The organism is Streptomyces sp. NPDC028991, from assembly GCF_055564775.1.
Window position 1 is genome coordinate 44,848 of the sequence record NZ_JBVHVP010000006.1, and the last position, 24,184, is coordinate 69,031.

At 72.3% G+C, this 24,184-nt stretch carries 20 protein-coding genes; 9 read left to right on the forward strand and 11 right to left on the reverse strand.

Annotated elements, in window-relative coordinates:
• Positions 1-18: 18 nt before the first annotated feature.
• Together ACZ4V1_RS15185 and ACZ4V1_RS15190 are read right to left on the reverse strand one after the other, a co-directional pair.
• Positions 19-876: a helix-turn-helix domain-containing protein gene (locus ACZ4V1_RS15185; RefSeq protein WP_468334944.1), complete on the reverse strand. Its 858-nt coding sequence runs from the start codon at positions 874-876 to the stop codon at positions 19-21.
• A 335-nt stretch (positions 877-1,211) separates the two neighbouring features.
• Positions 1,212-1,970, reverse strand: coding sequence for a GOLPH3/VPS74 family protein (locus ACZ4V1_RS15190; RefSeq protein WP_468334947.1), 759 nt, complete (start codon positions 1,968-1,970; stop codon positions 1,212-1,214).
• Between the two features lie 189 nt (positions 1,971-2,159).
• Here ACZ4V1_RS15190 and ACZ4V1_RS15195 point away from each other — a divergent pair, with 189 nt between their 5' ends.
• The 3 genes from ACZ4V1_RS15195 to ACZ4V1_RS15205 all read left to right on the forward strand — a co-directional run bounded on the left by ACZ4V1_RS15195 (position 2,160) and on the right by ACZ4V1_RS15205 (position 8,832).
• Complete coding sequence (locus ACZ4V1_RS15195; protein ID WP_468334950.1) at positions 2,160-4,874, forward strand: D-alanyl-D-alanine carboxypeptidase; 2,715 nt, start codon at positions 2,160-2,162, stop codon at positions 4,872-4,874.
• A gap of 232 nt (positions 4,875-5,106) precedes the next feature.
• Positions 5,107-7,032 carry an MFS transporter gene (locus tag ACZ4V1_RS15200; protein ID WP_468334953.1) on the forward strand — a complete coding sequence of 642 codons (1,926 nt, stop codon included), beginning with the start codon at positions 5,107-5,109 and terminating at the stop codon, positions 7,030-7,032.
• A gap of 216 nt (positions 7,033-7,248) precedes the next feature.
• Complete coding sequence (locus ACZ4V1_RS15205) at positions 7,249-8,832, forward strand: sodium:solute symporter family protein (RefSeq protein ID WP_468334956.1); 1,584 nt, start codon at positions 7,249-7,251, stop codon at positions 8,830-8,832.
• A gap of 44 nt (positions 8,833-8,876) precedes the next feature.
• Here the strand turns inward: ACZ4V1_RS15205 and ACZ4V1_RS15210 are convergent, their stop codons facing one another.
• From ACZ4V1_RS15210 to ACZ4V1_RS15220, 3 genes are all read right to left on the reverse strand, one after another.
• Positions 8,877-9,287: a VOC family protein gene (locus ACZ4V1_RS15210; protein ID WP_468334959.1), complete on the reverse strand. Its 411-nt coding sequence runs from the start codon at positions 9,285-9,287 to the stop codon at positions 8,877-8,879.
• Between the two features lie 274 nt (positions 9,288-9,561).
• Entirely contained in the window at positions 9,562-10,677 is a 1,116-nt protein-coding gene (locus tag ACZ4V1_RS15215) for an ADP-ribosylglycohydrolase family protein (protein ID WP_468334961.1), read from the reverse strand.
• A 105-nt stretch (positions 10,678-10,782) separates the two neighbouring features.
• Positions 10,783-11,679, reverse strand: a complete 897-nt coding sequence (locus ACZ4V1_RS15220) for a LysR family transcriptional regulator (protein WP_468334964.1) — start codon at positions 11,677-11,679, stop codon at positions 10,783-10,785.
• Positions 11,680-11,762: 83 nt separating this feature from the next.
• On the opposite strand from ACZ4V1_RS15220, the gene ACZ4V1_RS15225 reads away from it, so the two are divergent.
• A complete protein-coding gene (locus ACZ4V1_RS15225) occupies positions 11,763-12,110 on the forward strand; it encodes a DoxX family protein (protein WP_468334967.1) in 348 nt (115 codons plus the stop codon).
• 126 nt (positions 12,111-12,236) lie between these two features.
• Here the strand turns inward: ACZ4V1_RS15225 and ACZ4V1_RS15230 are convergent, their stop codons facing one another.
• Positions 12,237-12,452 carry an ATP-binding protein gene (locus ACZ4V1_RS15230; protein ID WP_468334970.1) on the reverse strand — a complete coding sequence of 72 codons (216 nt, stop codon included), beginning with the start codon at positions 12,450-12,452 and terminating at the stop codon, positions 12,237-12,239.
• A gap of 92 nt (positions 12,453-12,544) precedes the next feature.
• On the opposite strand from ACZ4V1_RS15230, the gene ACZ4V1_RS15235 reads away from it, so the two are divergent.
• Positions 12,545-12,754 (forward strand): tyrosine-protein phosphatase, encoded by a 210-nt coding sequence (locus tag ACZ4V1_RS15235; protein ID WP_468334973.1) that lies wholly within the window; start codon positions 12,545-12,547, stop codon positions 12,752-12,754.
• 143 nt (positions 12,755-12,897) lie between these two features.
• Positions 12,898-13,407 carry a DUF2165 domain-containing protein gene (locus ACZ4V1_RS15240; protein ID WP_468334976.1) on the forward strand — a complete coding sequence of 170 codons (510 nt, stop codon included), beginning with the start codon at positions 12,898-12,900 and terminating at the stop codon, positions 13,405-13,407.
• On the opposite strand, the gene ACZ4V1_RS15245 is transcribed toward ACZ4V1_RS15240, so the two are convergent.
• Both ACZ4V1_RS15245 and ACZ4V1_RS15250 read right to left on the reverse strand, forming a co-directional pair.
• Positions 13,391-13,954, reverse strand: a complete 564-nt coding sequence (locus ACZ4V1_RS15245; RefSeq protein WP_468334979.1) for a hypothetical protein — start codon at positions 13,952-13,954, stop codon at positions 13,391-13,393. The two genes, ACZ4V1_RS15240 and ACZ4V1_RS15245, sit on opposite strands and share 17 nt — an antisense overlap.
• Before the next feature lie 92 nt (positions 13,955-14,046).
• Entirely contained in the window at positions 14,047-16,650 is a 2,604-nt protein-coding gene (locus ACZ4V1_RS15250; protein WP_468334982.1) for a bifunctional FO biosynthesis protein CofGH, read from the reverse strand.
• A gap of 219 nt (positions 16,651-16,869) precedes the next feature.
• Here ACZ4V1_RS15250 and ACZ4V1_RS15255 point away from each other — a divergent pair, with 219 nt between their 5' ends.
• Entirely contained in the window at positions 16,870-18,420 is a 1,551-nt protein-coding gene (locus ACZ4V1_RS15255; RefSeq protein ID WP_468334985.1) for a CehA/McbA family metallohydrolase, read from the forward strand.
• Between the two features lie 220 nt (positions 18,421-18,640).
• Here ACZ4V1_RS15255 and ACZ4V1_RS15260 read toward each other — a convergent pair whose 3' ends face one another.
• The 3 genes from ACZ4V1_RS15260 to ACZ4V1_RS15270 form a co-directional block, all read right to left on the reverse strand.
• Positions 18,641-18,916, reverse strand: a complete 276-nt coding sequence (locus tag ACZ4V1_RS15260) for a hypothetical protein (protein WP_468334987.1) — start codon at positions 18,914-18,916, stop codon at positions 18,641-18,643.
• Between the two features lie 44 nt (positions 18,917-18,960).
• Entirely contained in the window at positions 18,961-19,395 is a 435-nt protein-coding gene (locus ACZ4V1_RS15265) for a hypothetical protein (RefSeq protein WP_468334990.1), read from the reverse strand.
• Positions 19,396-19,681: 286 nt separating this feature from the next.
• Complete coding sequence (locus ACZ4V1_RS15270) at positions 19,682-20,500, reverse strand: endonuclease/exonuclease/phosphatase family protein (RefSeq protein WP_468334993.1); 819 nt, start codon at positions 20,498-20,500, stop codon at positions 19,682-19,684.
• Between the two features lie 94 nt (positions 20,501-20,594).
• On the opposite strand from ACZ4V1_RS15270, the gene ACZ4V1_RS15275 reads away from it, so the two are divergent.
• Together ACZ4V1_RS15275 and afsR are read left to right on the forward strand one after the other, a co-directional pair.
• Positions 20,595-21,041, forward strand: coding sequence for a nitroreductase/quinone reductase family protein (locus ACZ4V1_RS15275; protein WP_468334995.1), 447 nt, complete (start codon positions 20,595-20,597; stop codon positions 21,039-21,041).
• 102 nt (positions 21,042-21,143) lie between these two features.
• Positions 21,144-24,119 (forward strand): SARP-family global regulator AfsR, encoded by a 2,976-nt coding sequence (gene afsR / locus ACZ4V1_RS15280; RefSeq protein ID WP_468334999.1) that lies wholly within the window; start codon positions 21,144-21,146, stop codon positions 24,117-24,119.
• Positions 24,120-24,184: the final 65 nt, after the last annotated feature.

Genomic DNA, 24,184 nt, shown 5'->3' on the forward strand with positions numbered 1-24,184 from the left:
GTAAGATCCGCCGCCACGTCAGCGGGCGTACTCCTTCGCCACGTCTTCGATGCGCCGCCGCGACTCTTCCACGTTCAGGGCCTGGGCCCGCAGGTGCTCGTACATCACCGTGTACTTCTGCACGTCCTGCGCCTTCTCCAGGTACAGGTCGCTGGTCACGCCCTCGATGTAGACGACGCTCGAGTCGGCGGCGTCGGCGAACTCGAGGATCGAGTACTGGCCGTTGATGCCCGGGTGCGCCCCCACGTCGAACGGCAGCACCTGCACGGTGATGTGCGGCAGCTGCGACATCTCGGCGACGTGCTCCAGCTGCTCGCGCATCACCTGCTTGCTGCCCACCACCCGGCGCAGACACGCCTCGTCGAGGACCACCCACAGCCGCAGCGGGTTGGTGTCGGCGGAGATGCGCTCCTGGCGCCGTATGCGGACCTGGACCCGTTTCTCGATGTCGGCGACCGACGTCTCGGGCAGGGCGCCCTGGATGAGCGCCTCGGCGTACGCGCGGGTCTGCAACAGGCCGGTGATGATCTGGGGCTCGTAGGTCCGCAGCGACTCCGCGTCGGTCTCCAGGCCGATGTAGACGCTGTACGGGATGTCCCCGAAGGCGTGCCACCAGCCCTGCTGGCGCGAGTCCTTCGCCATCTGCATCAGCGAGTCGACGATCCGCTGGTCCTCGACCTCGTACACCCCGCACAGGTCGCGGACGTCACGCTGGCTGATGCTGCGCCGGCCGTTCTCCAGGCGGCTGATCTTCGACTGGGAGACCAGCAGCCGCTCCGCCACCTCCTCGGCCGTCATGCCCTTGAGCTCGCGGAGCCGGCGCAGCTCCTGGCCCAGTCGGCGCCGCCTGACGGTGGGATTGACATTGGACGCCACGGGACGTGCACCTCCGGCTGCGTGACTCTGCTTGCCACTTTGCGTATCTGCTGTTCAGCAGACTGCCACCAAGGTGCTTTCTACCGCTGGGAAACGGTCGATATGCGCCGCGTACACGCCAGTTCGGGTCTCCACCCGTACACATGGCCGCGCGGGGCGACGGGACCGTACCGCCGCCCGGGCATGCCGGACGTACGGTCGGTCCCGCCGCCCCGCGCGGACCTGCGGCTCCCGTGACCGGGCATAGGGGACTGGCGGTGCGGCGGTGCGGTACTGCCGTTCCTGCTGCTGTGACCTGCTGCTGTGCGTCTGTGCGTTGCTGCGGTGGGTGCGGCTCAGTGGGCCACCGCACGCGCCATGGATCCGTGGCGCGGTTGCGCCGGAACACCGCGGGCGGGTTCCGGGGCGGGCCTGGCTCCCGGTCCCGCGGCCTGGCGGCCGACCGGGGCCGGACTGCGGCGTGGCTGGGCGGCCGCGCCGTTCTGGACGTCCATCACCGCGTGCGCCACCAGTCCGCCCATGGGGTCGTGCCTGATGAGGTCCCGCAGCCGGGACCGCGACGAGCGTCCTTCATTGCCCGGGTAGAGGTGCTTGCCGAGACCGACCGCGTGGGCCAGCGCGGCGAGCGCCGCGGTCCGCGGGTCCGGCGGAACGCCGGTGCGGATCGCCGAGTCCAGCCGGGCCTTGATCTCCCTGCTGATCGCCGTGTCCGTCGCCTGATAGCGAGTCGTCGGCAGCACCCCGCACATCTGGCCCTCCACGGCATGCACCATGCCGCATCGCTCCAGATGCGAAAGGTAGGTCTGGCGCAGCCCCAGGCGGGGCCCGCCAATCCAGTTGACCGCCCGTACGGGAGCGCCACGCCTTCGCAGCAACTCCAACGCGCAGTCCAGTGTTGGATCTCCTGTCGGCCGTGGTGCCACCACGGCGATACGATCCCCGTCTGGGGCTATCCGTCCGGCCAGCGCCAGCTCCACCAGCTGTGCTCCGGCCAGACCGAGGTCGAGCGACTGCGGCTGTGCGGTGGTACCCGTGGTCGGGTCCAACGCCAGCAGCAGAAGCTCCTCCGGAAGTGTTCTGCGGCTCCTGCCCATCCATGCCTCCCCGCGTGGATGAAAGACAGGGTGACCCCTCTCACATTGGTCTGTCGAGGGTGCGTAACCGGTTCGTAGTGGAACCAGTAGGTATGTCGTTCTCGTCTACCGCGTGGGTTCCACCCGTACACAGGACACTGGTAGATGGTTTCGGTACGGGTTCGGTAGCGCGCACGAGGCGTGCGGCGCATGGAGGAGGCATCGGTGGCGGGCGAGTCCCCCGACAGGTCGAAGCAGCGCGAGTCGTCGGAAGAACCGACGTCGGGGAGCGCGGGTCCGGTTCCCGAAGCCAGGAGCGAGGCGGGCGAGACGCGCGATCCGCGGCTGGCGGTGGCACGGGAGGACGCGGAGCCGACGGCGTCCGCCGGGTCCGCCGGATCCCGTGGGGGCGTCGATACGGCGACCCGGGTGCTGTCGGTCCGTGAGACGCAGGCGGAGGACGAAGCGGAGGCCGCCTCGGATTCCGAGGCCGCGGACGCCGGGGACGCCGGGGACGCGGACACCGGGGACGCGGACGCCGAGGCCCGGGTCGCCGAGGCCCGGGTCGCCGAGGACGCGGACGCCGAGGCCCGGGTCGCCGGGGCCCGGGGCGCCGAGGACGCGGACGCCGAGGACGCGGGTGCCGAGGTCGACGACGCACGGCCGGAGAACCCCGCCGAGGACGGCCCCTCCGAGACACGCGGATCCGAGACGCGCGAAGCGTCCGCCACCACGCCCGATACGTCTGACGCACCCGAGGCACCCGCCGCACCCGAATCCTCCGACGCGTCCGAGGGCGGCGGCGCCGAACCCGTCACCGCCGGCGACGTCCGGCTGCGGGACGCCGTCGCGGCCTGGGTGGCGACCGCGGACGAGCGGGCCGCCGCGAACGCGGGACGCGAGGACGCGGCACGCGCGGACGCGGCGGCGGCTGCCGAGGACGCGCCGGGCACGGGGACCGCGGAAGGCTCCCGGCCCGGCACCACCGCGGACGCCGGCCCGACCGGGGACCGACGAGACGCGACGGCCTCGGGCGCCGGCCCGGCCGAGGACGCCGAAGAGAACGCGGACGGGGCGTCCGACGGCGGCTCCGGCGAACGGCCGGACGCGGAGGAACGCGACGGCGAACGCGCTGCCGCCCCCGCGGCCTCCGGCGCGGCCGAGGATCCCGAAGTACCCGAGAGCCCCGAAGAACCCGCCGACGACGGCACCGACGGCACCGACGGCCGATCCGGGCCGGCCGGGGACGGCGGGCGTCCCGTCGATCAGCCCACCGCCGTCTTCAAAGCCCCGCGCCCCTCCGCGCCCGCCGTCGATCAGCCGACCACCATGCTGAAGCTGGGCGAAGCCGCCGCCGCGCCCGGGAAGACCGGCGGGAACGACGAGAAGGACAAGCCCGGCAAGGGCGAAGACGCCCCCGCCCGGCCCTCGGAGACCGACGCCGAGCGGACCAGCAAGTTCGTCGCGCTCCGGCACCCGGACGACCCGGTGTCCCGTAAGCCCCCGCGGTCCCCGCAGCCCCCGCAGCCCCCCTCCGAGGCCCCCGAGGCCGCCCCCAAGGCGCCGCAGGCGCCCCGGACCGGGGTCACCGCCGCCGTTCCGCAGGTCGGGCCCGAGCGGACGACGCAGCAGCCGCTGCCGCCGAAGCCGCCGCTGGACCTGCTGGCGGAGCTGACGAACACACCGCCGCCCCCGGAGACCCCGCTGCGGACGACCGTGCGCCGGGTCAAGATCTGGACCCCGCTGGTCATCCTGCTGGTGATCGTCTTCGGCGTCGTGCAGTCGATGCGCCAGCTGCCCGCGCCGACGCTCGACCTCACGGCGCAGGACAGCTTCACCTTCGAGGGCGGCAAGCCCGAGATCCCGTGGCCGTCCAGCGGTCAGGCGGCGCTGGACGTGCAGGGCATCGGCACCTTCGGCTCGTCCGGCGACCAGAAGCCCGTGCCGATCGCGAGTGTCGCCAAGGTCATGACCGCGTACGTCGTCCTGCGCGACCACCCTCTCGAGAGCGGTGCCGAGGGCCCGAAGATCGAGATCGACCAGGCGGCCGAGGACCAGTCCGAAGCCGGCCAGGAGTCGACGGTCGACGTGTTCGCGGGCGACTCGATCTCCCAGCGCGAGGCTCTGGAGAGCATCCTGATCGCGTCCGCGAACAACGTGGCGCGGCTGCTCGCCCGCTGGGACGCGGGGTCCGAGAAGGCGTTCGTGGAGAAGATGAACGCCGCCGCGAAGGACCTCGGCATGACGAACACGACGTACACCGACCCGTCGGGTCTGAACAACACGACGGTGAGCACGGCCGTGGACCAGGTGAAACTGGCCAAGGAGGCGATGAAGTCGCCCGCGTTCCGCGAGGTCGCCGCGATGATGTCGTACGACGACTACAAGGGCGTCAACCACTCCAACTGGAACCACCTCGTCGGCCGCAACAACGTCGTCGGCATCAAGACCGGCACCACCACCTCCGCCCTCGGCAACCTCGTCTTCGCGGCGAAGAAGGAGGTCGGCGGCGAGACCCGGACCATCGTCGGCGCCGTGGTGCGCCAGCCGGCGGGCGGCAAGGACAACACCATCCTCGGTGCCGCGCTGGACTCCAGCGACAAGCTGATCCGGGCCGCGCAGGACACCCTGGAGTCGTCGACGATCCTGAAGAAGGGGAGCGTCGTCGGGTACGTCGACGACGGGCTCGGCGGCCGGACGCCGGTCGTCGCCACGCAGGACGTCAAGGCCGTCGGCTGGCCGGGCCTGACCGTCAAGCTGACGTTCGAGGCGGACGAGGTGCCGCACACGGCCGCGGCCGGCACGAAGGTCGGCACGCTCACGGTGGGCGACGGCGAGGCGGCCGGCGCGGTGAAGGTGCCGGTCGCCCTGCAGGAGGACCTCGTGGAGCCCGCCTTCATGGACAAGCTGACCCGCCTGGGCTGACGGCGGGCCCGCACGGACCGCACCGACGCCCCCCGCCCCCGCGGCCACCCGGTCGCGGGGGCGTTCGCCTCCCTCGGCTCCCGGCAGGGCCCCGGAGGGCGCCCACGGGGTCCCGGAGGGGAGGGAGCCACGGTGCGGGCGTGCGTGCTAGCGTCACGAAACGGGGCAGGTCGCCGGTCACGGAAACGGGACACGGCCGAAGCAGAAGACGGGACACGGGGAGTGCCTTCAGGTGGCCACTGCGGAGCCGACACGCGCCGACGACGCCAATCCGGGCCCGGGAGCCGGCCCGCGTCCACACGTACCCGCGCCCCGCGGGGACGCCGGGAAGGACGGGGAGAGCGGGAGGGCCGGCGACGGCCCGCCGGACGGCGGCCGTGAGTCCGACCGCGCCGCGCCCGACCCCGCCGCACCGGAAGCGCCGTCCGCGGTGAAGGCCGCCTTCCTGGCCCTGCGCGAACGCATGCTGCGTCACCCCGTGCTGTCCGTGACGGCCCTGGCCGGGATCCTCCACATCGCCTGGTTCTTCACGTTCGCGAACAGCGGCGGCGACCTCGCGGCGCAGGACGCGTGGGCGGAGTTCGTCGGCCGGCATCCGGACTCGGCGTACAACCTCGCCTGGTACGGCGGCATGCACCCGGTGTCGTACAGCGTCGTCTCGCCGTATCTGATGTCGGTGCTCGGCGTCCGCACCACGATGATGATCGCGGGAACGCTGTCGGCCGGCCTGCTGACGATGGTCCTGATCCGCAGCCGGGTGGTCCGCAATCCGCTGTGGGCTTCACTGGCGGGCCTGTTCGGACTGCTGGGCAACGCGGCGTCGGGGCGGGTGACGTTCGGGCTGGGCATGATGTTCGGTCTCGGCGCGGTCGCCGTGGTGTTCTGCTGGCCGCACCGCTGGCGGCACGAGCGGTGGGCCAAGGGGCTGTGCGCGGCGCCGCTGGCCGCGCTGTCCACGATGGCCTCGCCGGTCTCCGGTCTGTTCGTGGGGCTGGTGGCGGTCGCGCTGTTCCTCCAGAAGCGCCGCCCGGGCGCCTGGTCGCTGGGCCTGGCCCCGAGCGCGGTCGTCGCCCTGTCGGCCGTGCTGTTCCCCTTCTCCGGTACGCAGCCGATGGCCTTCGGCTCGGCGGTCCTGCCGGTCCTGTACGCGGGCCTGGTGTACGTGTTCGTGCCGCCCACCTGGCGGACCGTGCGGATCACGGCTGCGGTCTACGGCCTGTCCGTGCTGCTGGTCTGGCTGATCAGCTCCCAGATCGGCTCCAACATCACGCGCCTCGCGATGCTCTTCGCCGGGGTGGCGCTGGTGGCCGCGCTGCCGTTCACGGTGCCGCGGACGCGCAAGTGGTACGCGCTCGTGGTCTCCCTCGTCGGTTTCGTCGGCTGGATCGGCTTCAAGTCGGCCGACGACGTCGTCCACACCCAGCCGACCGCGTCCTGGACCCGCGAGCTGGCGCCGCTCGTCAACGAACTGCAGGAGGTCGGCGCGGAGAGGGGCCGGGTGGAGGCCGTACCCGCCCGCTCGCACCGGGAGGCCTCGGCGCTCGCGCCGTACGTGAACCTGGCCCGCGGCTGGACCCGCCAGGCCGACATGGAGCGCAATCCGCTCTTCTACGACGACACGCTCAACTCGGCGAACTACCACGAGTGGCTGAAGCGCTGGGCGGTGCACTACGTGGTGCTGCCCAAGGGCGAGCCCGACGGTGACGGCGGCAAACGCGAGCGGGAGCTGCTCCAGCGGGGTCTGCCGTATCTGAAGCAGGTCTGGGGCGACGCCAACTGGCAGCTGTTCCAGGTGCTCGATCCGACGCCGCTGGCCGAGCCCCACGCCGTCGTCCAGAGTGCCGAGCAGGACGAGTGGACGATCGACGTGAAGCAGCCGGGCCGCGTCCTGATCCGGATGCCGTACTCGCCCTGGCTGAGCCTCGTCGACGACGAGGGCAACAAGCTCCAGCCGCCCCAGGAGACCGAGGCGTCCAAGAACGGCCCGGAGGGCACGCCGAAGACGTACGACAACGTCAACGGCTGCCTGATGGAGACGGAGGAGACCGCCGAGGGCGACAAGTGGACGACGCTGGTCGCCCCCGAGGCGGGCACGTACCGGCTGGCGTCGCCGTACGGGCTGAAGCGGGGCACGCCGTGCCCGGACGAGCTGAAGTAGGCGGCTTCCGGGACCTACGGAGCTGTTCATGTAGGTGAACCGAGGTCAGTAAGCCGAACCTTTTTACGCGCTCTTGACCCTCCCCTTCCTTGTCGTGCCCGCGTCGACACACCCACGATGAGCGGGCACTTCGCGGCCTGCCTCGCCCTTGCCCCGCTCGTGCGAAGTGCCAGCCAGCTGAGCGGTGTTCACAAGGCGGACCCCGGAAGGGGGCACATGAACGGTCTCGACTGGTCCGTGCTCATCGGCTACTTCGCCGTCATGGTGGCGATCGGCGTCTGGTCGCACAAACGCGTGGACAACGTCAGCGACTTCTTCACGGCCGGCGGCAAGATGCCCTGGTGGCTCTCCGGCATCTCGCACCACATGTCGGGCTACAGCGCGGTGATGTTCACCGGATACGCGGGCATCGCCTACACCTACGGCGTCACGTCCTTCGTCACCTGGTCCTTTCCCATCGCGCTCGGCATCGCCATCGGGTCCAAGCTGTTCGCGCCGCGCATCAACCGGCTGCGCTCACGGCTGCACGTGGCCTCTCCCCTGGAGTACCTGAAGAACCGGTACAACCTGCCCACCCAGCAGGCCCTGGCCTGGTCCGGCATGCTGCTGAAGATCGTGGACGTGGCCGCGAAGTGGGCGGCCATCGCCACGCTGCTGTCGGTCTTCACCGGCATCTCCCTCAACCAGGGCATCCTGATCACCGGCATCGTCACGGGCATCTACTGCACGATCGGCGGCCTGTGGGCGGACGCGCTGACCGAGCTCGGCCAGTTCGTCATCCAGTTGCTGGCCGGGATCGCGATGTTCGTCGCCGTCGTCGTGAAGCTCGGCGACCACGGCGGCTTCTTCGGCGTCTGGGACGAGCCCGAACTCCAGGGCCACGCCGAACCGCTGGTCGGCCCGTACGGAGCGGTGTTCCTGCTCGCCTACCTCTTCATCAAGCTCTTCGAGTACAACGGCGGCATGCTCAACCAGGCCCAGCGGTACATGGCCACGAGCAACGCCCGCGAGGCCGAGCGGTCGGCGCGGCTGTCGGCGGTGCTGTGGCTGGTCTGGCCGCTGGTGCTGTTCTTCCCGATGTGGATGTCGCCGCTGCTGGTGGAGTCGCAGAAGGCGGACGGCTCGGACTCCTACGCCCTGATGACCGAGCAACTGCTGCCGCACGGCCTGCTGGGCCTGGTCATCGTCGGCTTCTTCTCGCACACCATGGCCATGTGCTCCTCGGACGCCAACGCCATCGCCGCCGTGTTCACCCGTGACGTGGCGCCGGTGCTGTCGGCGCGGGCACGGGCGTGGGGCGAACGGTCCGGGCTGCTGGCGGCGCGGCTGACGACGGTCGTGTTCCTCGGCCTGTCGATGGCGGTGGCGACGCAGGTCGACTCGCCGACGTTCAAGGACATCATCACGGTCGTGATCAAGTGGGTCGCCGGGCTGATGGGCCCGATCGCGATCCCGATGATGCTCGGCCTGCTCCGGCCCTTCCGCCGCTCGGGCCCCACGGCCGCACTCACCAGCTGGGCGATGGGCCTGCTCGCCTTCTGGCTGGTCAACTATCCGATCGACTGGAACGTCGAGGGCGGGGTGCCGCTGGAGTACCAGGTGTCGATCCCGCTGGCGGTGTCACTGGTCCTGTACGTCCTCATCGGCTTCCTGAAGCCGGAGGACACCCCGGAACGGCTCGCGATCATCGAGCGGGTCAACACGGACGGCGACGACGACGCCTCCGGCGCGGCGGCCGCGATCCCGACGCCGTCGGGCAGGGTGGAGGACGCGGTGGGACGGACCCGGGTGGGTGACTGAGGAATACGCGACCGGTGCCCCCGAGCCGGGGGCACCGGGCGGGCTCAGCGCACTTCCTGGATCCGGACCTGGTTGCCGGCGGGGTCGCGGAAGGCGCAGTCGCGCACACCGTACGGCTGCTCGGTCGGCTCCTGGACGATCTCGGCGTTCTGGGCCTTCACCCGCTCGAAGACGCCGTCGAGGTCCTTGGTGGCCAGCAGGATCCAGCCGTAGGTGCCCTTGGCCATCATCTCGGCGATGGTGCGGCGCTCGGCGTCGGTGATGCCGGGGTCGACGGCGGGCGGCGCGAGCAGCAGGGACGTGTCGGGCCGGCCGGCGGGGCCGACCGTGATCCAGCGCATCTTGCCGTTCCCGACGTCCTTGCGGACCTCGAAGCCGAGGACGTCGCGGTAGAAGGTCACGGCCGCGTCCGGGTCGTCGTGCGGGAGGACGCTCGTGTGAAGGGTGATGTCCATGGCCGCCACGCTAGCCGCGGCCCGGTGACGGGCGCTTCTCGAAACGCGACCCGTTTCCCTGACCGGAGGGCGGAGGGCCGCGGAGGGCGCGAGGCCGTGGGGGCGTGGGGCCGTGGGGCCGCGAGGGCGTGGGGCCGTGGGGCCGCGAGGGCGTCGGGCCGTGGGGCCGCGAGGGCGTCGGGCCGTGGGGCCGCGAGGGCGTCGGGCCGTGAGGGCGCGAGGGCGTCGGGCCGTGAGGGCGTGGGGCCGTGAGGGCGTGGGTGGGACTGGCTGGCTAGGACCGGGGGTAGCGTGCCAGCCACCCCGGTGACGATCCCGCCGGGCCGTGCAGCGCGGGGCCCTGGGTCATCTCCATGGCGAAGTCGTCGGCCAGTTCCAGGATCGTCGGGCGGCCCTCCAGCTCGGCGAGCCAGGCCGGTGGGAGGGCCGTCTCCCCGTGCAGCGCGCCGAGCAGCCCGCCGGTCAGGGCACCCGTCGCGGCGGAGGGCCCGCCGTGGTTGACGGCGAGCCGCAACCCGTGCCGTACGTCCTCGCCGACGAGGGCGCAGTACACGGCGGCGGCGACCAGGCCCTCCGCCGTGCCCTCGCCGATCAGCTCGGTCACCCGCGCCGGACCCGGCAGCCCCTGCCGTACCGCGCCGAGCGCGTGCTGCAAGGCGTCCGACACGGGCCGGTGCCCCGGCCTGGCGGCGAACAGGGCGAGTCCCCGCTGCACGGCACCGTCCAGGCTCTCCCCGCGCGCCAGCCCGTGCACGATCACGGCGTACGCGCCCGCCGCCAGGTAGCCGGTGGGGTGGCCGTGGGTCTGCGCCGCGCACTCCACCGCGAGCTGGGCGACCAGCTGAGGCTCCCAGCCGACCAGGAGTCCGAACGGGGCCGAGCGGGCGGCGGCCTCGGGCCCGCGCTCGCCGGGGTTCTTGGGCGACTCGGGGGTGCCCATCGTCTCGTCGCCGAGGCCGAGCAGCAGCGCGCGCGGCGCGTCCCGGCGAGCATACAGCCACTCCTCGTGGGCCAGCCAGCCGTCGTCCTTGCGCCGCAGGTCGGGCCCCCAGTCACGCTGGGTGGCGGCCCAGCGCCGGTAGGCCCGGTGCAGGTCGGTCGGCGGGTGCCAGGCGCCGGTGTCCCGCCGTACCTGGGCGCGGATCAGCCCGTCCACGGAGAACAGGGTGAGCTGGGTGAGGTGGGTGACGGCACCGCGCCGGCCGTAGGCGGGGGCGAGGTCGGACAGTCCCTCCGCGCCGTGCGCCTCCCGGATCGCGTCGAGGCCGAGGCCGGCGACGGGCGCGCCGAGCGCGTCCCCGACGGCCATGCCGAGCAGCGTCCCGCGCACCCGGCTGCGGAAGTCCTGCTGTTCGGCACGCCCCCAGACGGCGCCGGCTGTCCCGCCCACCCGAACCTCCCCTCGGCACTGTCCCCACCACTGTCCGTACGTACGACGTCCAGCACTGTATGCGAACAGAAGGGGGCGGTCAGGGCCGGAACCGTGTGGAAACGTTCACGCTCCGGCGCACACCTCGCGGCAGCAGCGGACGAAGTCCCGGACCACGGGGTCGGCGTCGTCGGCGGGGTCCCAGGCGACGCCGACCCGGCTGGGGCCGACCCCGGTGACGGGGCGGTGGACGACGCCGGGGCGGGTGTAGAAGCGGGCCGCCGACTCGGGGGCGAGGGCGATGCCGTAGCCGTTGGCGATCGCGGTGAGCCAGTCGTCCGGCTGCTCGGCGACGGCGCCGACGCGGACCGGGTGACCGTCGCGCTGGTCGGCGGCCAGCCAGTACGCGCGCCACGCACCCGTCTCGGGCGGGGCGGCCACGAAGGGCTCGTCCCGCAGCTCAGCGAAGTCGATCGTCTCGCGTCCGGCCAGCGGGTGCGCCTCGGGGAGTGCCACGCAGCGGGGCTCGCTGAACAGCTCCACCACCCGCAGCGCCTCCTGGCCGGGGAACGGCAGCCGCACCAGGGCGACGTCGACGTCCGAGCCGGCGAGTCCGGCGGACGGGTTCGACCACGAGGCCTGCCGCATCTCGGCCCGCCAGCCGGGCCGACGCCGGGCGAACTCGGTGATGATCGACTGCGTCGCCTCGTTGGCGGCACTGGCGAGGAAGCCGACCCGCAGGATCCGCTCCGCCCGGCTCGCCGCGGACCTCGTCTCGCGCACGGCCGCCTCCCACCCGGCCAGGAGGCCGGGGACCCGGGCCGCGAGCGCCCGGCCCGGCCCGGTGAGGACCATGCCGCTGCGCGAACGCGTGAAGAGGGGGGTGCCCAGTACGGACTCCAGCTGCCGGATCTGCTTGGTCAGCGCGGGCTGGGAGACGTACAGCCGCTGAGCGGCCCGGGTGAGGCTGCCTTCCTCCGCCACGGCCGCGAAGTAGCGCAGCAGTCGGGTGTCGACGTCCATTCCACCAGGTTATAGACGCAGGTATTGGACGCCGCGGTGGGCGCCGGTGAGGCTGGAGCCAGATGCTGCTGGAAGGGGATCCCGTGTTCACCACCTACGTGACCGTCACCGTCGTGGCGATCGCCGCCGATGCCGGAATCGCCGTGGCGGACCTGCTGCGGGCCCGGTTCGTCCTCGCCAACTCGGCCGAGGTGGGGGTCCCCGCGTCGTGGCTCCCGTGGCTGGCCGGTCTCAAGGCCGCCGGGGCCGCCGGGCTCCTCGTCGGCCTGCTGGGCGCCAGGCCGCTCGGGATCGCGGCGGCGGCCGGTCTCGTCCTCTTCTTCGTCGGCGCGGTCGCCGCGCACGTCCGCGCCCGGGTCTTCCACAACATCGCGTTCCCCGTCGGCTACCTCGCCCTGAACGCGGCTGCGCTCGTCCTGGCTGCTGGGTGAGCCGGAAAGCGTGAGCACTCCGGCCCTGTCTGTCATCGGTCCGCTCATGTGAGCTGCTGGATGACACTTTCCCGCCGAGTGTTCACGTTTTACGGGGTCACATGGCCCGCCGGGCGGCCCTCGCGGTCACGTCCGGCCACGCCCCGGTGACAGTTCGGCCCAGACGGTCTTCGCGGGCGCGGGCCCTCCGTCGACGCCCCAGCAGTCCGCGAAGGCCGCCACGATGCGCAGCCCGCGCCCGTGCTCCTCGTCCTCGTCCTCGCCTGCCGGACCGTGCGGAAGCGGCACCCGGTCGCCCCGGGCGTCCGTGACCTCGACGCGGAGTAGGCCGCCGGGGAGCAACCGCAGGGTCAGCCGGAAGTCCCGCCCCCGCCGCTCACCGCCACGCGCACCCCGGTCGCTCGGCCCGGCAGATCCCGTTCACGGCCGCCTAGGTGACCGCGCGGGACGACGGCACGTACGAGATCACCTGGAAGGCGCCCGGCGTCCGCAAGGTCGCCGTCCGGGCCAACGGCCGAGGCCTGAACTCCGGTTTCGACGAGGTCGAGGACGCCTACGGCTCGTTCGCCGCGTACGAGGAGAAGGCGCTGGGCCTGGACGCGCGGGAGCTGCGCAGGCTCAAGAGGGACCTCCTGGTGGGCTGAGCGCCGCAGACGAACGGGGGAGGTCGGTCCGGGAAACGTGCGCACGCGGGGCGCCGGGCGGTTCGTCGGCCGAACGCTTCGGAAAGATCACGTTCCCGGGCCCTGCCTACTCGCGGGGCTCCCGGCTTCGGGATAGTGCTGCCATGACCAACATCCCACGCAGCACTCTCTTACTCGCCTCCACCGTGCTCACCGCGGTCCTCGCCCTCTACATCGCCCTCGTGGCCCTCGGGAACATCACCGACTTCGACAACAACCAGCAGTACGTGCATCACGTCCTCGCGATGGACACGACGTTCAAGGACGACGACCTGATGTGGCGGGCGATCACCAGCAAGGGTCTCCAGGACACCGCCTACGTGGCGATCATCGTGTGGGAGACCGCGGCCGCGCTCGTGCTGCTCTGGGCGACCTGGCTCTGGATACGCCGGCAGCACGCTCCCGCGCGGCGCTTCACCACGTACGGCACGCTCATGCTGGTGCTGCTGTTCGGTGCCGGGTTCCTCGCGATCGGCGGGGAGTGGTTCGCGATGTGGCAGTCGGAGGACTGGAACGGGCTGGACGCGGCGACCCGGGTGCTCCTGTTCAGCGGCGTCGTGCTGATCGTGGCGCACCTGCCGTCCGGCGAGGCGGAGACTACGCGACCACAGTGACCGTCGTGCCGGACGTGCCGAACTCCCAGAGCGCGTCGCCGTCCGCCTTGGGCAGCCGTATGCCGCCCGTCCTGGCACCGTCGGCGGGCGGCGGCGGGGAGGAACCGTCCACGGCGTTGGAGAAGGCGACCCAGACGCCGTCCTCCTGGGTGAAGTACATGATCTGCTCGATCCGGACCCCGTCGGAGCCCGTCGTCGGGTCCTGACGGCGGGTGCCGACGCTGTACTTGCCGGGGTCGGGGTCGACCGTGCCCGGCCACACCGTGAAGGACCGCCGGGTGGCGTCGCTGGCGTCGACCAGCCACACCCGGTCCTGCCCGACCGAGTAGACGACGCGCCGCCCGGTGCCGGAGCCGTCCGGTACCGGCGCGGGCGCGGTCTCCTTCGGCGCCGGGTGCGCGTCGGCCGACGCCGACGGGCTCGGCTTGGCGGCCGCGGCGGTGGGACGGGGTCCCTGGTCCGCCTGTACGGCCAGGACACTCACCGCCGCGATCGCCCCCACGGTCAGACCGGAGACCCAGGCCCATGAGGGAAGTCGGGCAGGCACGGGCACGCATCTCCTCAGCTACGAGAACCCCGACACACCGGGGGCCCGATCATCGTACTGCGGGCGGCCCATGCCCCTGCCCCTGCCGGGTCTCAGTCCAGTACCGGCAGCAGCTCCGGCAGGTGACCGTCCGACGCCGCCGCCGCCCGCCGCCGCTCCTCGGGCACCGGGCCGTACAGCGTCGTCCGGGGTTTGGCCGGGCGGCCCGCCGCGTCCGCGACCGCGATCAGGTCCTTGACCGACTTGTACGAGCCGTAGGACGAGCCCGCCATGCGGGAGATCGTCTCCTCCATCAGGGTGCCGCCGAGGTCGTTGGCGCCGGAGCGGAGCATCTCCGCCGCACCCTCCGTGCCCAATTTGACCCAGCTTGTCTGAATGTTGGGGATGTGCGGGTGCAGGAGGAGGCGGGCCATCGCCGTGACCGCGCGGTTGTCGCGGATCGTCGGGCCGGGGCGGGCGATCCCGGCGAGGTAGACGGGCGCGTTGGTGTGGATGAAGGGCAGCGTCACGAACTCCGTGAAACCGCCCGTGCGCTGCTGGATGCCGGCGAGGGTACGCAGGTGTCCGAGCCAGTGGCGGGGCTGGTCGACGTGGCCGTACATCATGGTCGAGCTCGACCGGATGCCCAGTTCGTGCGCCGTCTCGACGACCTCGATCCACGTCGCCGTGGGCAGCTTGCCCTTGGTCAGGATCCAGCGGACCTCGTCGTCGAGGATCTCCGCCGCCGTCCCGGGGATGGAGTCGAGCCCCGCCTCCTTGGCCGCGCCCAGCCACTCGCGGATGGACATCCCGGTGCGGGTGGCGCCGTTGACGACCTCCATGGGCGAGAAGGCGTGCACGTGCATGCCGGGGACGCGTTCCTTGACGGCCTTCGCGATGTCGAAGTACGCCGTGCCGGGCAGGTCCGGGTGGATACCGCCCTGCATGCAGACCTCGACCGCGCCCACGTCCCAGGCCTGCCGCGCGCGGTCGGCGACCTGGTCCAGGGACAGTGTGTACGCGTCGGCGTCCGTGCGGCGCTGGGCGAAGGCGCAGAAGCGGCAGCCGGTGTAGCAGACGTTGGTGAAGTTGATGTTCCGGGTGACGATGTAGGTGACGTCATCGCCGGTCACCGACTTGCGTACGTCGTCCGCCACCTTGCACAGGGCGTCCAGCGCCGGGCCGTCGGCGTGCAGCAGGGCGAGGGCCTCGTCGTCCGTCAGCTTCGTGGGGTCGTCGGCGGCCGTCGCCAGGGCCTGGCGTACGTCGGTGTCGATGCGCTCCGGTGCCATGCCGGGGGCGGCGGCCTCGCGCAGGGCGCCCCAGTCGCCGTACACCTCGTCGAAGTCGTCGCGGCGGTCCGAGGTACGGCCCTCGGTGTCGATGGCCGTGTGCAGGTCGGTGCGGCCGGTCGCGGTGAACGCCTCGTCCGGTTCCTGCCACGGGCGGCCCTCGACCGTGGCGTCCTCGCGGGCCAGGCCGGTGGCCGGGTCGGCGAGGGCCGCGACGTGCGGGCGCAGCCGCGGGTCCAGCCAGGGCTCGCCGCGCTGGACGAACTCCGGGTAGACGCAGAGACGTTCACGCAGCTCGAAGCCGGCCGTGCGGGACCTCGCGGCGAGTTCGTCGATCTGCGGCCAGGGGCGCTCGGGGTTGACGTGGTCGATGGTCAGCGGGGAGACGCCGCCCCAGTCGTCGATGCCGGCGCCGATCAGCCGCTCGTACTCCGAGTCCACCAGGTTCGGCGGGGCCTGGAGGCAGCCGGACGGGCCCATGATGTGCCGTGCGACGGCCACCGTGGCGACCAGTTCGTCGAGCTCCGCGTCCGGCATGCCGCGCATCGCCGTGTCCGGCTTGGCGCGGAAGTTCTGGATGATCAGCTCCTGGACGCCGTGGTAGGCGCGGGACACCTTCCGGAGGGCGAACAGCGACTGAGCGCGCTCCTCGTAGGTCTCGCCGATGCCGATGAGGATTCCGGAGGTGAAGGGCACCGAGGAACGGCCGGCGTCCTCCAGGACACGCAGCCGTACCGCCGGTTCCTTGTCCGGGGAGCCGTGGTGCGGGCCGCCGGGCTCGGACCACAGGCGGGTCGCGGTGGTCTCCAGCATCATCCCCATGGAGGGCGCCACGGGCTTGAGCCGCTGGAAGTCCGTCCAGGTCATGACGCCGGGGTTGAGGTGCGGGAGGAGGCCCGTCTCCTCGAGGATGCGGATCGAGATGGCGCGGACGTAGGCGATGGTGTCGTCGTAGCCGTGCGCGTCGAGCCACTCGCGGGCCTCCGGCCAGCGGTCCTCGGGCTTGTCGCCGAGGGTGATGAGGGCCTCCTTGCACCCGAGGGCGGCACCGCGCCGGGCGATGTCGAGTACCTCGTCCGGCGACATGAACATCCCGTGGCCCTCGCGGCGCAGCTTGCCGGGGACGGTGACGAAGGTGCAGTAGTGGCACTTGTCCCGGCACAGCCGGGTCAGCGGGACGAAGACGCTCTTCGAGTACGTGATGACGCCGGGGCGCCCGGCGGCCTCCAGGCCCGCGTCCCGGACCCGGGCGGCGGACTCGGTGAGCGCGTCGAGGTGCTCGCCGCGGGCCTGGAGCAGCACCGCGGCCTCGGACACGTCGAGGGCGACGCCGTCCCGCGCGCGTTTGAGGGCGCGACGCAGGGAGTTCTCGGTGGGACCCGTGGGGTCGGCGGGCCCGGTTCCGGGGGTCGCGGAAGTCGTCATCCTTCGAGCATACGAGCGGGGTGATCGAGACGCCGGGCCCGTCCCCGCCGGCCCACCGCGGCGGTCCCGCGTCCCCCCGCTCGCCCACCGCGCGGTTTCCCGCTCTCAATGCGCCGAACCCCTTTCCTTGCACGGGAGTTCACGGCTCAATACGAGGGTTGCACGCACCATCCCAGCACCACCGATGTCATGTCACTGACGACACCTGGGAGCAGCAGCATGTGCGAGGACGACCACGCCGGCACCGGCCCGGGCAGACGCGCCCTGTTCGTGACGGGAGCCGCCGCCGCGCTTACGTTGGGAAGCGTGAGCTTCGCCTCGGCGGCCGACCGTAACGACCGGAACGACCGGAACCAGCAGACCAGGACCGTGCGCGGGACCCTTCCGCCCGGTTCCCCCGACTTCGTGTACGTACCGGTCGAAGTACCCCCGGGGGTCCGGGAGATCCACGTCGCCTACACCTACGAGCGCCCCGCCGTCCCGGCCGGAACCCAGGGCAACGCCCTCGACATCGGCCTCTTCGACGAGCGCGGCACCGGCCTGGGCGGCCGGGGCTTCCGCGGCTGGTCGGGCGGGGCGCGCACCGAGTTCTTCGTCCGGGCCGACGAGGCGACACCGGGGTACCTTCCGGGACCCGTGCGAGCGGGCGTGTGGCACATCGCGCTCGGCCCTTACACGGTGGCTCCGCAGGGGTTGCCGTACGAGATCACGATCACGCTGACGTACGGGGAGCAGGCCGAGACCGTACGGCCGGTGTATCCGCCCGAGCGCGCCAAGGGGCGGGGGCGCGCCTGGTACCGGGGCGACTGCCACCTGCACTCCGTGTACTCCGACGGCCGCTACACGCTCGCCGAGATCGCCGCTCTCGCGCGGGCGGCGGGCCTGGACTTCATCAACTCCTCCGAGCACAACACGCACTCCGCGCACGCGCACTGGGCCGAGGAGGCCGGGGACGACCTGCTGATCATGCTCGGGGAGGAGGTGACGACCCGCAACGGCCACGTCGTCGCCATCGGCACCGATCCCGGCACCTTCGTCGACTGGCGCTACCGGGCCCGCGACAACCGCTTCGGCCGTTTCGCCCGCCAGATCCGCCGCGCCGGGGGCCTGGTCGTCCCGGCCCACCCGCACGCCACCTGCATCGGCTGCAACTGGAAGTTCGGGTTCGGGGAGGCGGACGCGGTCGAGGTGTGGAACGGCGCCTACACGCCCGACGACGAGGTGGCGCTGGCCGACTGGGACAGCATGCTGGTCGCCTCCGTGCGCGGGGGGCGGGACGACCGGGGCGGCCGGGGCTGGATCCCCGCGATGGGCAGCAGCGACTCGCACCGCGCCCCGGACGTGATCGGCCGCCCGCAGACCGTCGTCCTCGCCGACGACCTGACGCGGGAGGCGATCCAGGAGGGCATCCGGGCGGGGCGCTCGTACGTCGCCGAGTCGGCGAAGGTGTCACTGGCCCTCACCGCGTCCGGCGGCCGGGGCGAACACGCCGGCATCGGCGAGCGGCTGCGCGTGGACGCCGACGCCCCGGTGACCGTCCGCCTGGAGGTGACGGGCGCCCCGCGCTGCACGGTGCGCTTCGTGACGGACCAGGGCGTGCTGTTCACCGGCCCGCCCCTGCCGGTGTCCGGCGAGGGCGTCGTGGAGTGGCGGACGACCGCCTCGTACGCGGCGTACGTACGGGCGGAACTGCGCCACGAGGCGGCGGCGGGGCCCCTGCCGGGAGCGCCGGCCGCGTTCACGAACCCGATTTTCCTGGGGCGAGGGTAGGCCGAAGGCAGGCATATTCGAGTAATCGGGAAACCGGCCGAATTACCGTCGCCGCTTCGGGCCGGGTAGCGCTCATGTAGACTCGTCGTGCGTTATCGCAAGGGGAAGGAAGCCTCAAGGTGATCTGACAGGCGTGGAAACCGAAGGTCCCTCGGACTTCCTTCCCCGATTACCGCTCTTGTTCCTCGGCGGAGAATGCCCAGTCGCGCAATTCCTCGCGCTACTGGCGCACGAGGACGATCACATTCCAGACGAACGCCCCGTGGACGAGAAGACACGTGGCCCATGCCCCGCCCGTGCGGGTCCCGTGGCGCAGCACCGTGCTCCATCCGACCGCCATCAGGACGGCGGACAGGGCCAGAAGCCCCCAGGAAGCGGCGAGCCACGGCGTGGAGGGCTCCGTGAGGAGCCTGACCAGCGCCAGGGGAGCGAGCGCGAGCAGAGGCAGGGCCCACGTGCCTTCTGTGGCGGCGCGGGGGGACATGGTGTCGGTCATCCAGAGTGCTCCGTGTCTTCGTGTTCGGCCGAGTGGGGCCCGCGTCAGCGAAGGGCGTTGTAGATCTCGAGGAGCGTCAGGCCCGGGGTGACGGCCTTGAGCGGCGCCTTCGCCCACCAGGACAGCCCGTCGTACCACTTCTTGAAGTCGCTGTACTTGCCCTTGATGGCCTTCGCGAAGCCGCCGATCTTGCTGAACGCGGCCTTGATGGCGCCCCACTTGCCGGCCGCCGCGTACTGGCCGTCGGCGACGGCGCGCAACTCCGAACGCTCGGCCGTGGAGAGTTCGGCTGCCAGCGGGCTCGCCAGCAGGGTGCGCGCCGCCTGCTGGGCCTCGGCCTGCTGCGTGGCCGCGACGGCGGTCCGCGCCGTACTCGCAGGAGCGGGCTGTGCCGCCGCCTGGGCCAGCCCCGCGGTCCCACCGAGAGCGATGGCCGTGACGGCCGAAACGGCGGCCATGCGCAATGCATTGCTGTTCATTCGTGTCTTCCTTGCGTCGTCGCAAGGGGAAAGAAGCCCGTACACGGGCGATCTGAACAGGCGTGGAAACCGACGGTCCCCCCGGTACTTCTTCCCCCGATTCGGTTTGCCGTCGTCCCTATGGTCAGGAGGGAAAACAGCATGTACCGGAACTCCATTGGTCGGTAGAGCGCCAGGCACACGTGCATGCTACCCACCAATCGATCACTTGACCACCGGCACGTATACGCCCGGTAATTGAGTGTTCATCGAATTCGCGCCGGGCGGCCACGCCCGCTCTCCGGCGTCAATCGCCGGCCAGGTCCACGACGACCGCCGCGTGGTCGGAGGGCCATACGCCGTCCACGGGGCCGTCGCCCGCCCGTCGCGCGGCACGTACGCGGCCGAGTCCGTGCCGGCCGGGCGGCCCCACGAGGACGTAGTCGATCCGCGCACCCGGCACCGGGCCGCCGGGGATGTACGGGTTGGCGCCGTCCCAGGTGGCGGGCGGGGCCGACGGGTCGGCGTACTCCCAGGCGTCGAGCAGGGCGGCCCGCCCGGGAGCGGCGGGCGCCGGACGGGTGAGGAGCCGGATCTCGGCCGAGTCGGGGGTGGCGTTGAAGTCCCCGGTGACGACGGGCGGGAAGGCGGTGCCGTGGCGGTGGGCGGCGACGAGTTCCGCCAGCGCGGCGGCCTGTTCGCGGCGCACCGCCGAGGCGTGCGAGCCCGAGTTCAGGTGGGCGGTGAAGAACGGGATCCGGTGGCCGGGGGCGTCCAGGCGGGCGTAGAGCGCGAGGCGCCCGTCGTCGAGTTCCCCGGGAGCCGGCAGCCGCAGTGCCGCCCGCTCCAGCACGGGCCAGCGGCTGAGTACCGCGGTGCCGATACCGACCGTGTCGTCCCCGATTCGCCGCTGCCACCGCTCGGGGGCCTCGGACGCGGCCCAGGCGCAGTGCAGGCCGAGTTCACCGGCCAGCCACTCGGCGAGGTTCGCGCCGTCGTCGGCGGCCCACACCTCCTGGAGTCCGACGACATCGGGCCGCAACTCCCTCAGCACGGCGAGGATCGCCTTCTGCCGGTCGGCCCACGGCCCGAACCGCCACCACAGATTCCAGGTCACGACCCGCACGCCCGCACCACCCGTCTCCTGGTCCCGCCCTCACCCTCCCTCTCAGGTTTTCCGGGGAACATGGAGACATACGAGACGGGAGCGTGAACGAATCATGTCGAAGTCGTCCGACACCCAGAAGCACGCCGACGAAAAGGCCGGGCAGAAGACCCGGGCCGAGAGGAAGTACCGGGCCGTCACCGCCGTCCAGCGCCGCCTCAACGCCGTCCTGCGCCGCCTGCCGGCCCAGACCCTGCTGGAGACCACCGGCCGCGTCTCCGGCCTCCCCCGCCGCACACCGGTCGGCGGACGCCGGGTGGGCGACTCCTTCTGGCTGGTGTCGGAGTTCGGTGAACGGTCCCAGTACATCCGCAACATCAAGGCCGATCCACGGGTACGGGTACGCGTCCGGGGCCGCTGGCACCGGGGAACGGCCCGCCTCCTCCCCGACGACGACGCGATCGCGCGCCTGCGTCGCCTTCCCCGGCTGAACAGCCTCGCGGTGCGGGCCATGGGGGCCGGCACGGGGCTGCTGACGGTGCGGGTGGACCTGGAGAGGTGAGGGAGCAGGTGAGGGACCTGTGATCGGCGTCTCCCACGGCTGACGTGGTCGGCATGAACAAGGCAAACTGACCTGGTTGCTCAGGATGTCTAGGGGGACTGCATGGACGGTGTACCGCGAGTACCGGAGCAGCGGCGTCCCGGATCCCCGGCGGAACCGGAGAAGACGGCGGCGCTGCGCTTCGGTGTGCTCGGGCCCGTGCGAGCCTGGCGCGGCGACGAGCCGCTGGCCACCGGCTCCCCCCAGCAGCGCGCCCTGCTGGCCGCGCTGCTGCTGCGCGAGGGCCGCACGGCCACGGCCGCCGAGCTGATCGACGCCCTGTGGGGCGAGGAACCGCCGTCGCAGGCGCTGGCGGCGGTACGCACCTACGCGTCCCGGCTGCGGAAGATCCTGGACCCCGGCGTCCTGGTGAGCGAGTCGGGCGGATACGCCGTACGGGGCCTGGCCGAGGGGGCGCTGGACCTGGCCACCGCCCAGGACCTGGCCGCCGAGGCCGAGAAGGCGCGGAGCGCGGAAGACCTGTGCCACGCCCGTGACGTACTGCGCCGCGCGCTGGCGCTGTGGGACGGCGAGGTGCTGGCGGGCGTCCCGGGTCCCTACGCGGAAGCGCAACGCGTCCGCCTGGAGGAGTGGCGGCTCCAACTCCTCGAGACATGCCTCGACATGGACCTGGAGCAGGGCTGCCACGCGGAGGCGGTCTCGGAACTGACGGCCCTCACGGCGGCGCACCCCCTGCGCGAACGCCTGCGCGAGCTGCTGATGCTGGCCCTCTACCGCAGCGGACGCCAGGCCGAGGCCCTCGCCGTCTACGCGGACACGCGGCGCCTGCTCGCCGACGAGCTGGGCGTCGACCCGCGCCCCGGCCTCCAGGAACTCCAGCAGCGCATCCTCCGGGCCGACCCGGGCCTCGCCGAGCCCTCGGCGCCCGCCGCGGAGACGGCGACGGCCCCGGTCCGCCCGGCCCAGCTCCCCGCCACGGTCCCGGACTTCACCGGGCGCGCGTCCTTCGTCCGCGAACTGAGCGACGTACTGTCCTCGGCCTCGGGGGACGGCGGCACCGCGGGCCGCGTCATGGCGGTCTCCGCCCTCGCGGGCATCGGCGGCGTCGGCAAGACGACCCTCGCGGTGCACATCGCCCACCAGGCGCGGGCCGCCTTCCCGGACGGGCAGCTGTACGTCGACCTCCAGGGCGCGGGCGCGCGGGCGGCGGAACCGGAGACGGTACTGGGCGCCTTCCTCCGCGCCCTGGGCACCGCGGACTCGGCCATCCCCGACTCCCTGGAGGAGCGGGCCGCCCTGTACCGCTCCGTCCTGGACGGCCGCCGCGTCCTCGTCCTCCTCGACAACGCCCGCGACGCCGCCCAGGTACGTCCGCTGCTGCCCGGCACGGACGGCTGCGCGGCGCTGGTGACGTCGCGGGTGCGGATGCTGGACCTCGCGGGGGCGCATCTGGTCGACCTGGACGTGATGTCACCCGAGGAGGCGCTGTCGCTCTTCACGAAGATCGTGGGCGCGGAGCGGGTCGCCTCGGAACGGGAGGCGGCGCTGGACGTGGTCGGGGCGTGCGGCTTCCTGCCCCTGGCGATCCGCATCGCGGCGTCCCGCCTCGCCGCCCGCCGCACGTGGACGGTCTCGGTCCTCGCCGCCAAACTGGCGGACGAGCGACGCCGCCTGGACGAGCTCCAGGCCGGCGACCTGGCCGTCAAGGCCACCTTCGAACTGGGCTACGGCCAGCTGGAACCGGCCCAGGCCCGGGCCTTCCGGCTGCTCGGCCTGGCCGACGGCCCGGACATCTCCCTCGAGGCCGCGGCGGCGGTACTGGACCTCCCGGCCGAGGACACCGAGGACCTCCTGGAGTCCCTGGTGGACACGTCGCTGCTCGAGTCGGCGGCGCCGGGCCGGTACCGGTTCCACGACCTGGTCCGCCTCTACGCGCGTGCGTGCGCGGAACGGGACGAGCATCCGCCGAGCGAGCGGGAGGCGGCGCTGTCGCGGTTGCTGGACTTCTATCTGGCCACGGCGGCGGGGGTGTACGCGATCGAGCGGCCCGGGGACCGGCTGGTGGAGGACCTCGAGCCGACGGAGTATCCCGGGCTGCGTTTCGACCGCGGGTCGCAGGCCCTGGACTGGCTGTACAGCGAGGCGGCGGCCTTGTTGTCCTGCGTCCGGCAGGCGACCAGCTCGGTCAGGCTGAGGCCCGCCGTGGACCTTCTGTGGGCGGCCAAGGACCTGATCGAATCGGGGGCCAACTCGCACCAGTACGAGACCACGGCGCGTGCCATGTGCGACGCGACGCGGGCCGCTGGGGACGCCCGCGCCGAAGGACGGGCGCGGACGACACTGACCAACGTCCTGCTGGTGTACGGCCGCATTCGCCAGGCCGAGGAGGAGGCGCGCCTGGCCATGGAGCTCGCCGCGTCCGCGGGGGACGCCACCGCTGTGAGCTGGGTGGCCAACGACCGCGGGCTCATCTGCCTGCACCAGGGCCGGTACGACGACGGGAAGACCTTCTTCGAGCAGGCGATCGAGGGACACCGGGCCGGTGACAACAGGCTCGGCGAGGCGGTCACACTCGCCAACCTGTCCCGCTCGTACCTGGAACTGGGTGACGTGTCCCAGGCTGTGGACATCGCGCGCCAAAGCCTCGCCACCCACTTGCGGTTGGGGCGGCCCATGCGGCGCGCCAGCGCTCACTTCGCACTGGGTCTGGCGCTGGCCAAGGCCAAGAGGCACGACGAAGCACTGGGCCAGTTCTCCGATGCCCAGGACATCTTCAATGAGCACCGGCAACGGCTCTGGGTGGGGAACACCCATTTCCGGATCGCGGAGGTGCACCTCGCCGCCGCCCGCTTCGCTCCGGCGGCCCAACACGCCGAACAGGCACTCACCTTGGGCTGTGTCGGCGGTGACCGCATGCGAGGGAACATCGTGACGCTCCTCGGCCGGGCCCTCGCCGCTCTCGGGCAGGCGGACCGGGCGAGGGCCTGCTGGCAGGAGGCGCTCAACCTCTACGAGCAGAGCGGAGCCGCGGAAGCGAACGAGGTCCGCGCCCTGCTGTCCCCCGCGTCGGCCGTCTAGAAGGCGCTGAACGCGGACGTTGAGCAATCGTTTATGTCCAACCGGCACGCTGACGTCAGTCAGAC

Excerpts from the sequence above, each read along its gene's own strand:
- ACZ4V1_RS15190 (WP_468334947.1), bottom strand. The coding sequence starts at position 1,970 with ATGGGCAGGAGCCGCAGAACACTTCCGGAGGAGCTTCTGCTGCTGGCG.
- ACZ4V1_RS15195 (WP_468334950.1), top strand. The coding sequence starts at position 2,160 with ATGGAGGAGGCATCGGTGGCGGGCGAGTCCCCCGACAGGTCGAAGCAG.
- ACZ4V1_RS15205 (WP_468334956.1), top strand. The coding sequence starts at position 7,249 with ATGAACGGTCTCGACTGGTCCGTGCTCATCGGCTACTTCGCCGTCATG.
- ACZ4V1_RS15210 (WP_468334959.1), bottom strand. The coding sequence starts at position 9,287 with ATGGACATCACCCTTCACACGAGCGTCCTCCCGCACGACGACCCGGAC.
- ACZ4V1_RS15220 (WP_468334964.1), bottom strand. The coding sequence starts at position 11,679 with ATGGACGTCGACACCCGACTGCTGCGCTACTTCGCGGCCGTGGCGGAG.
- ACZ4V1_RS15240 (WP_468334976.1), top strand. The coding sequence starts at position 12,898 with ATGACCAACATCCCACGCAGCACTCTCTTACTCGCCTCCACCGTGCTC.
- ACZ4V1_RS15250 (WP_468334982.1), bottom strand. The coding sequence starts at position 16,650 with ATGACGACTTCCGCGACCCCCGGAACCGGGCCCGCCGACCCCACGGGT.
- ACZ4V1_RS15255 (WP_468334985.1), top strand. The coding sequence starts at position 16,870 with ATGTGCGAGGACGACCACGCCGGCACCGGCCCGGGCAGACGCGCCCTG.
- ACZ4V1_RS15260 (WP_468334987.1), bottom strand. The coding sequence starts at position 18,916 with ATGACCGACACCATGTCCCCCCGCGCCGCCACAGAAGGCACGTGGGCC.
- ACZ4V1_RS15265 (WP_468334990.1), bottom strand. The coding sequence starts at position 19,395 with ATGAACAGCAATGCATTGCGCATGGCCGCCGTTTCGGCCGTCACGGCC.
- ACZ4V1_RS15275 (WP_468334995.1), top strand. The coding sequence starts at position 20,595 with ATGTCGAAGTCGTCCGACACCCAGAAGCACGCCGACGAAAAGGCCGGG.
- afsR (WP_468334999.1), top strand. The coding sequence starts at position 21,144 with ATGGACGGTGTACCGCGAGTACCGGAGCAGCGGCGTCCCGGATCCCCG.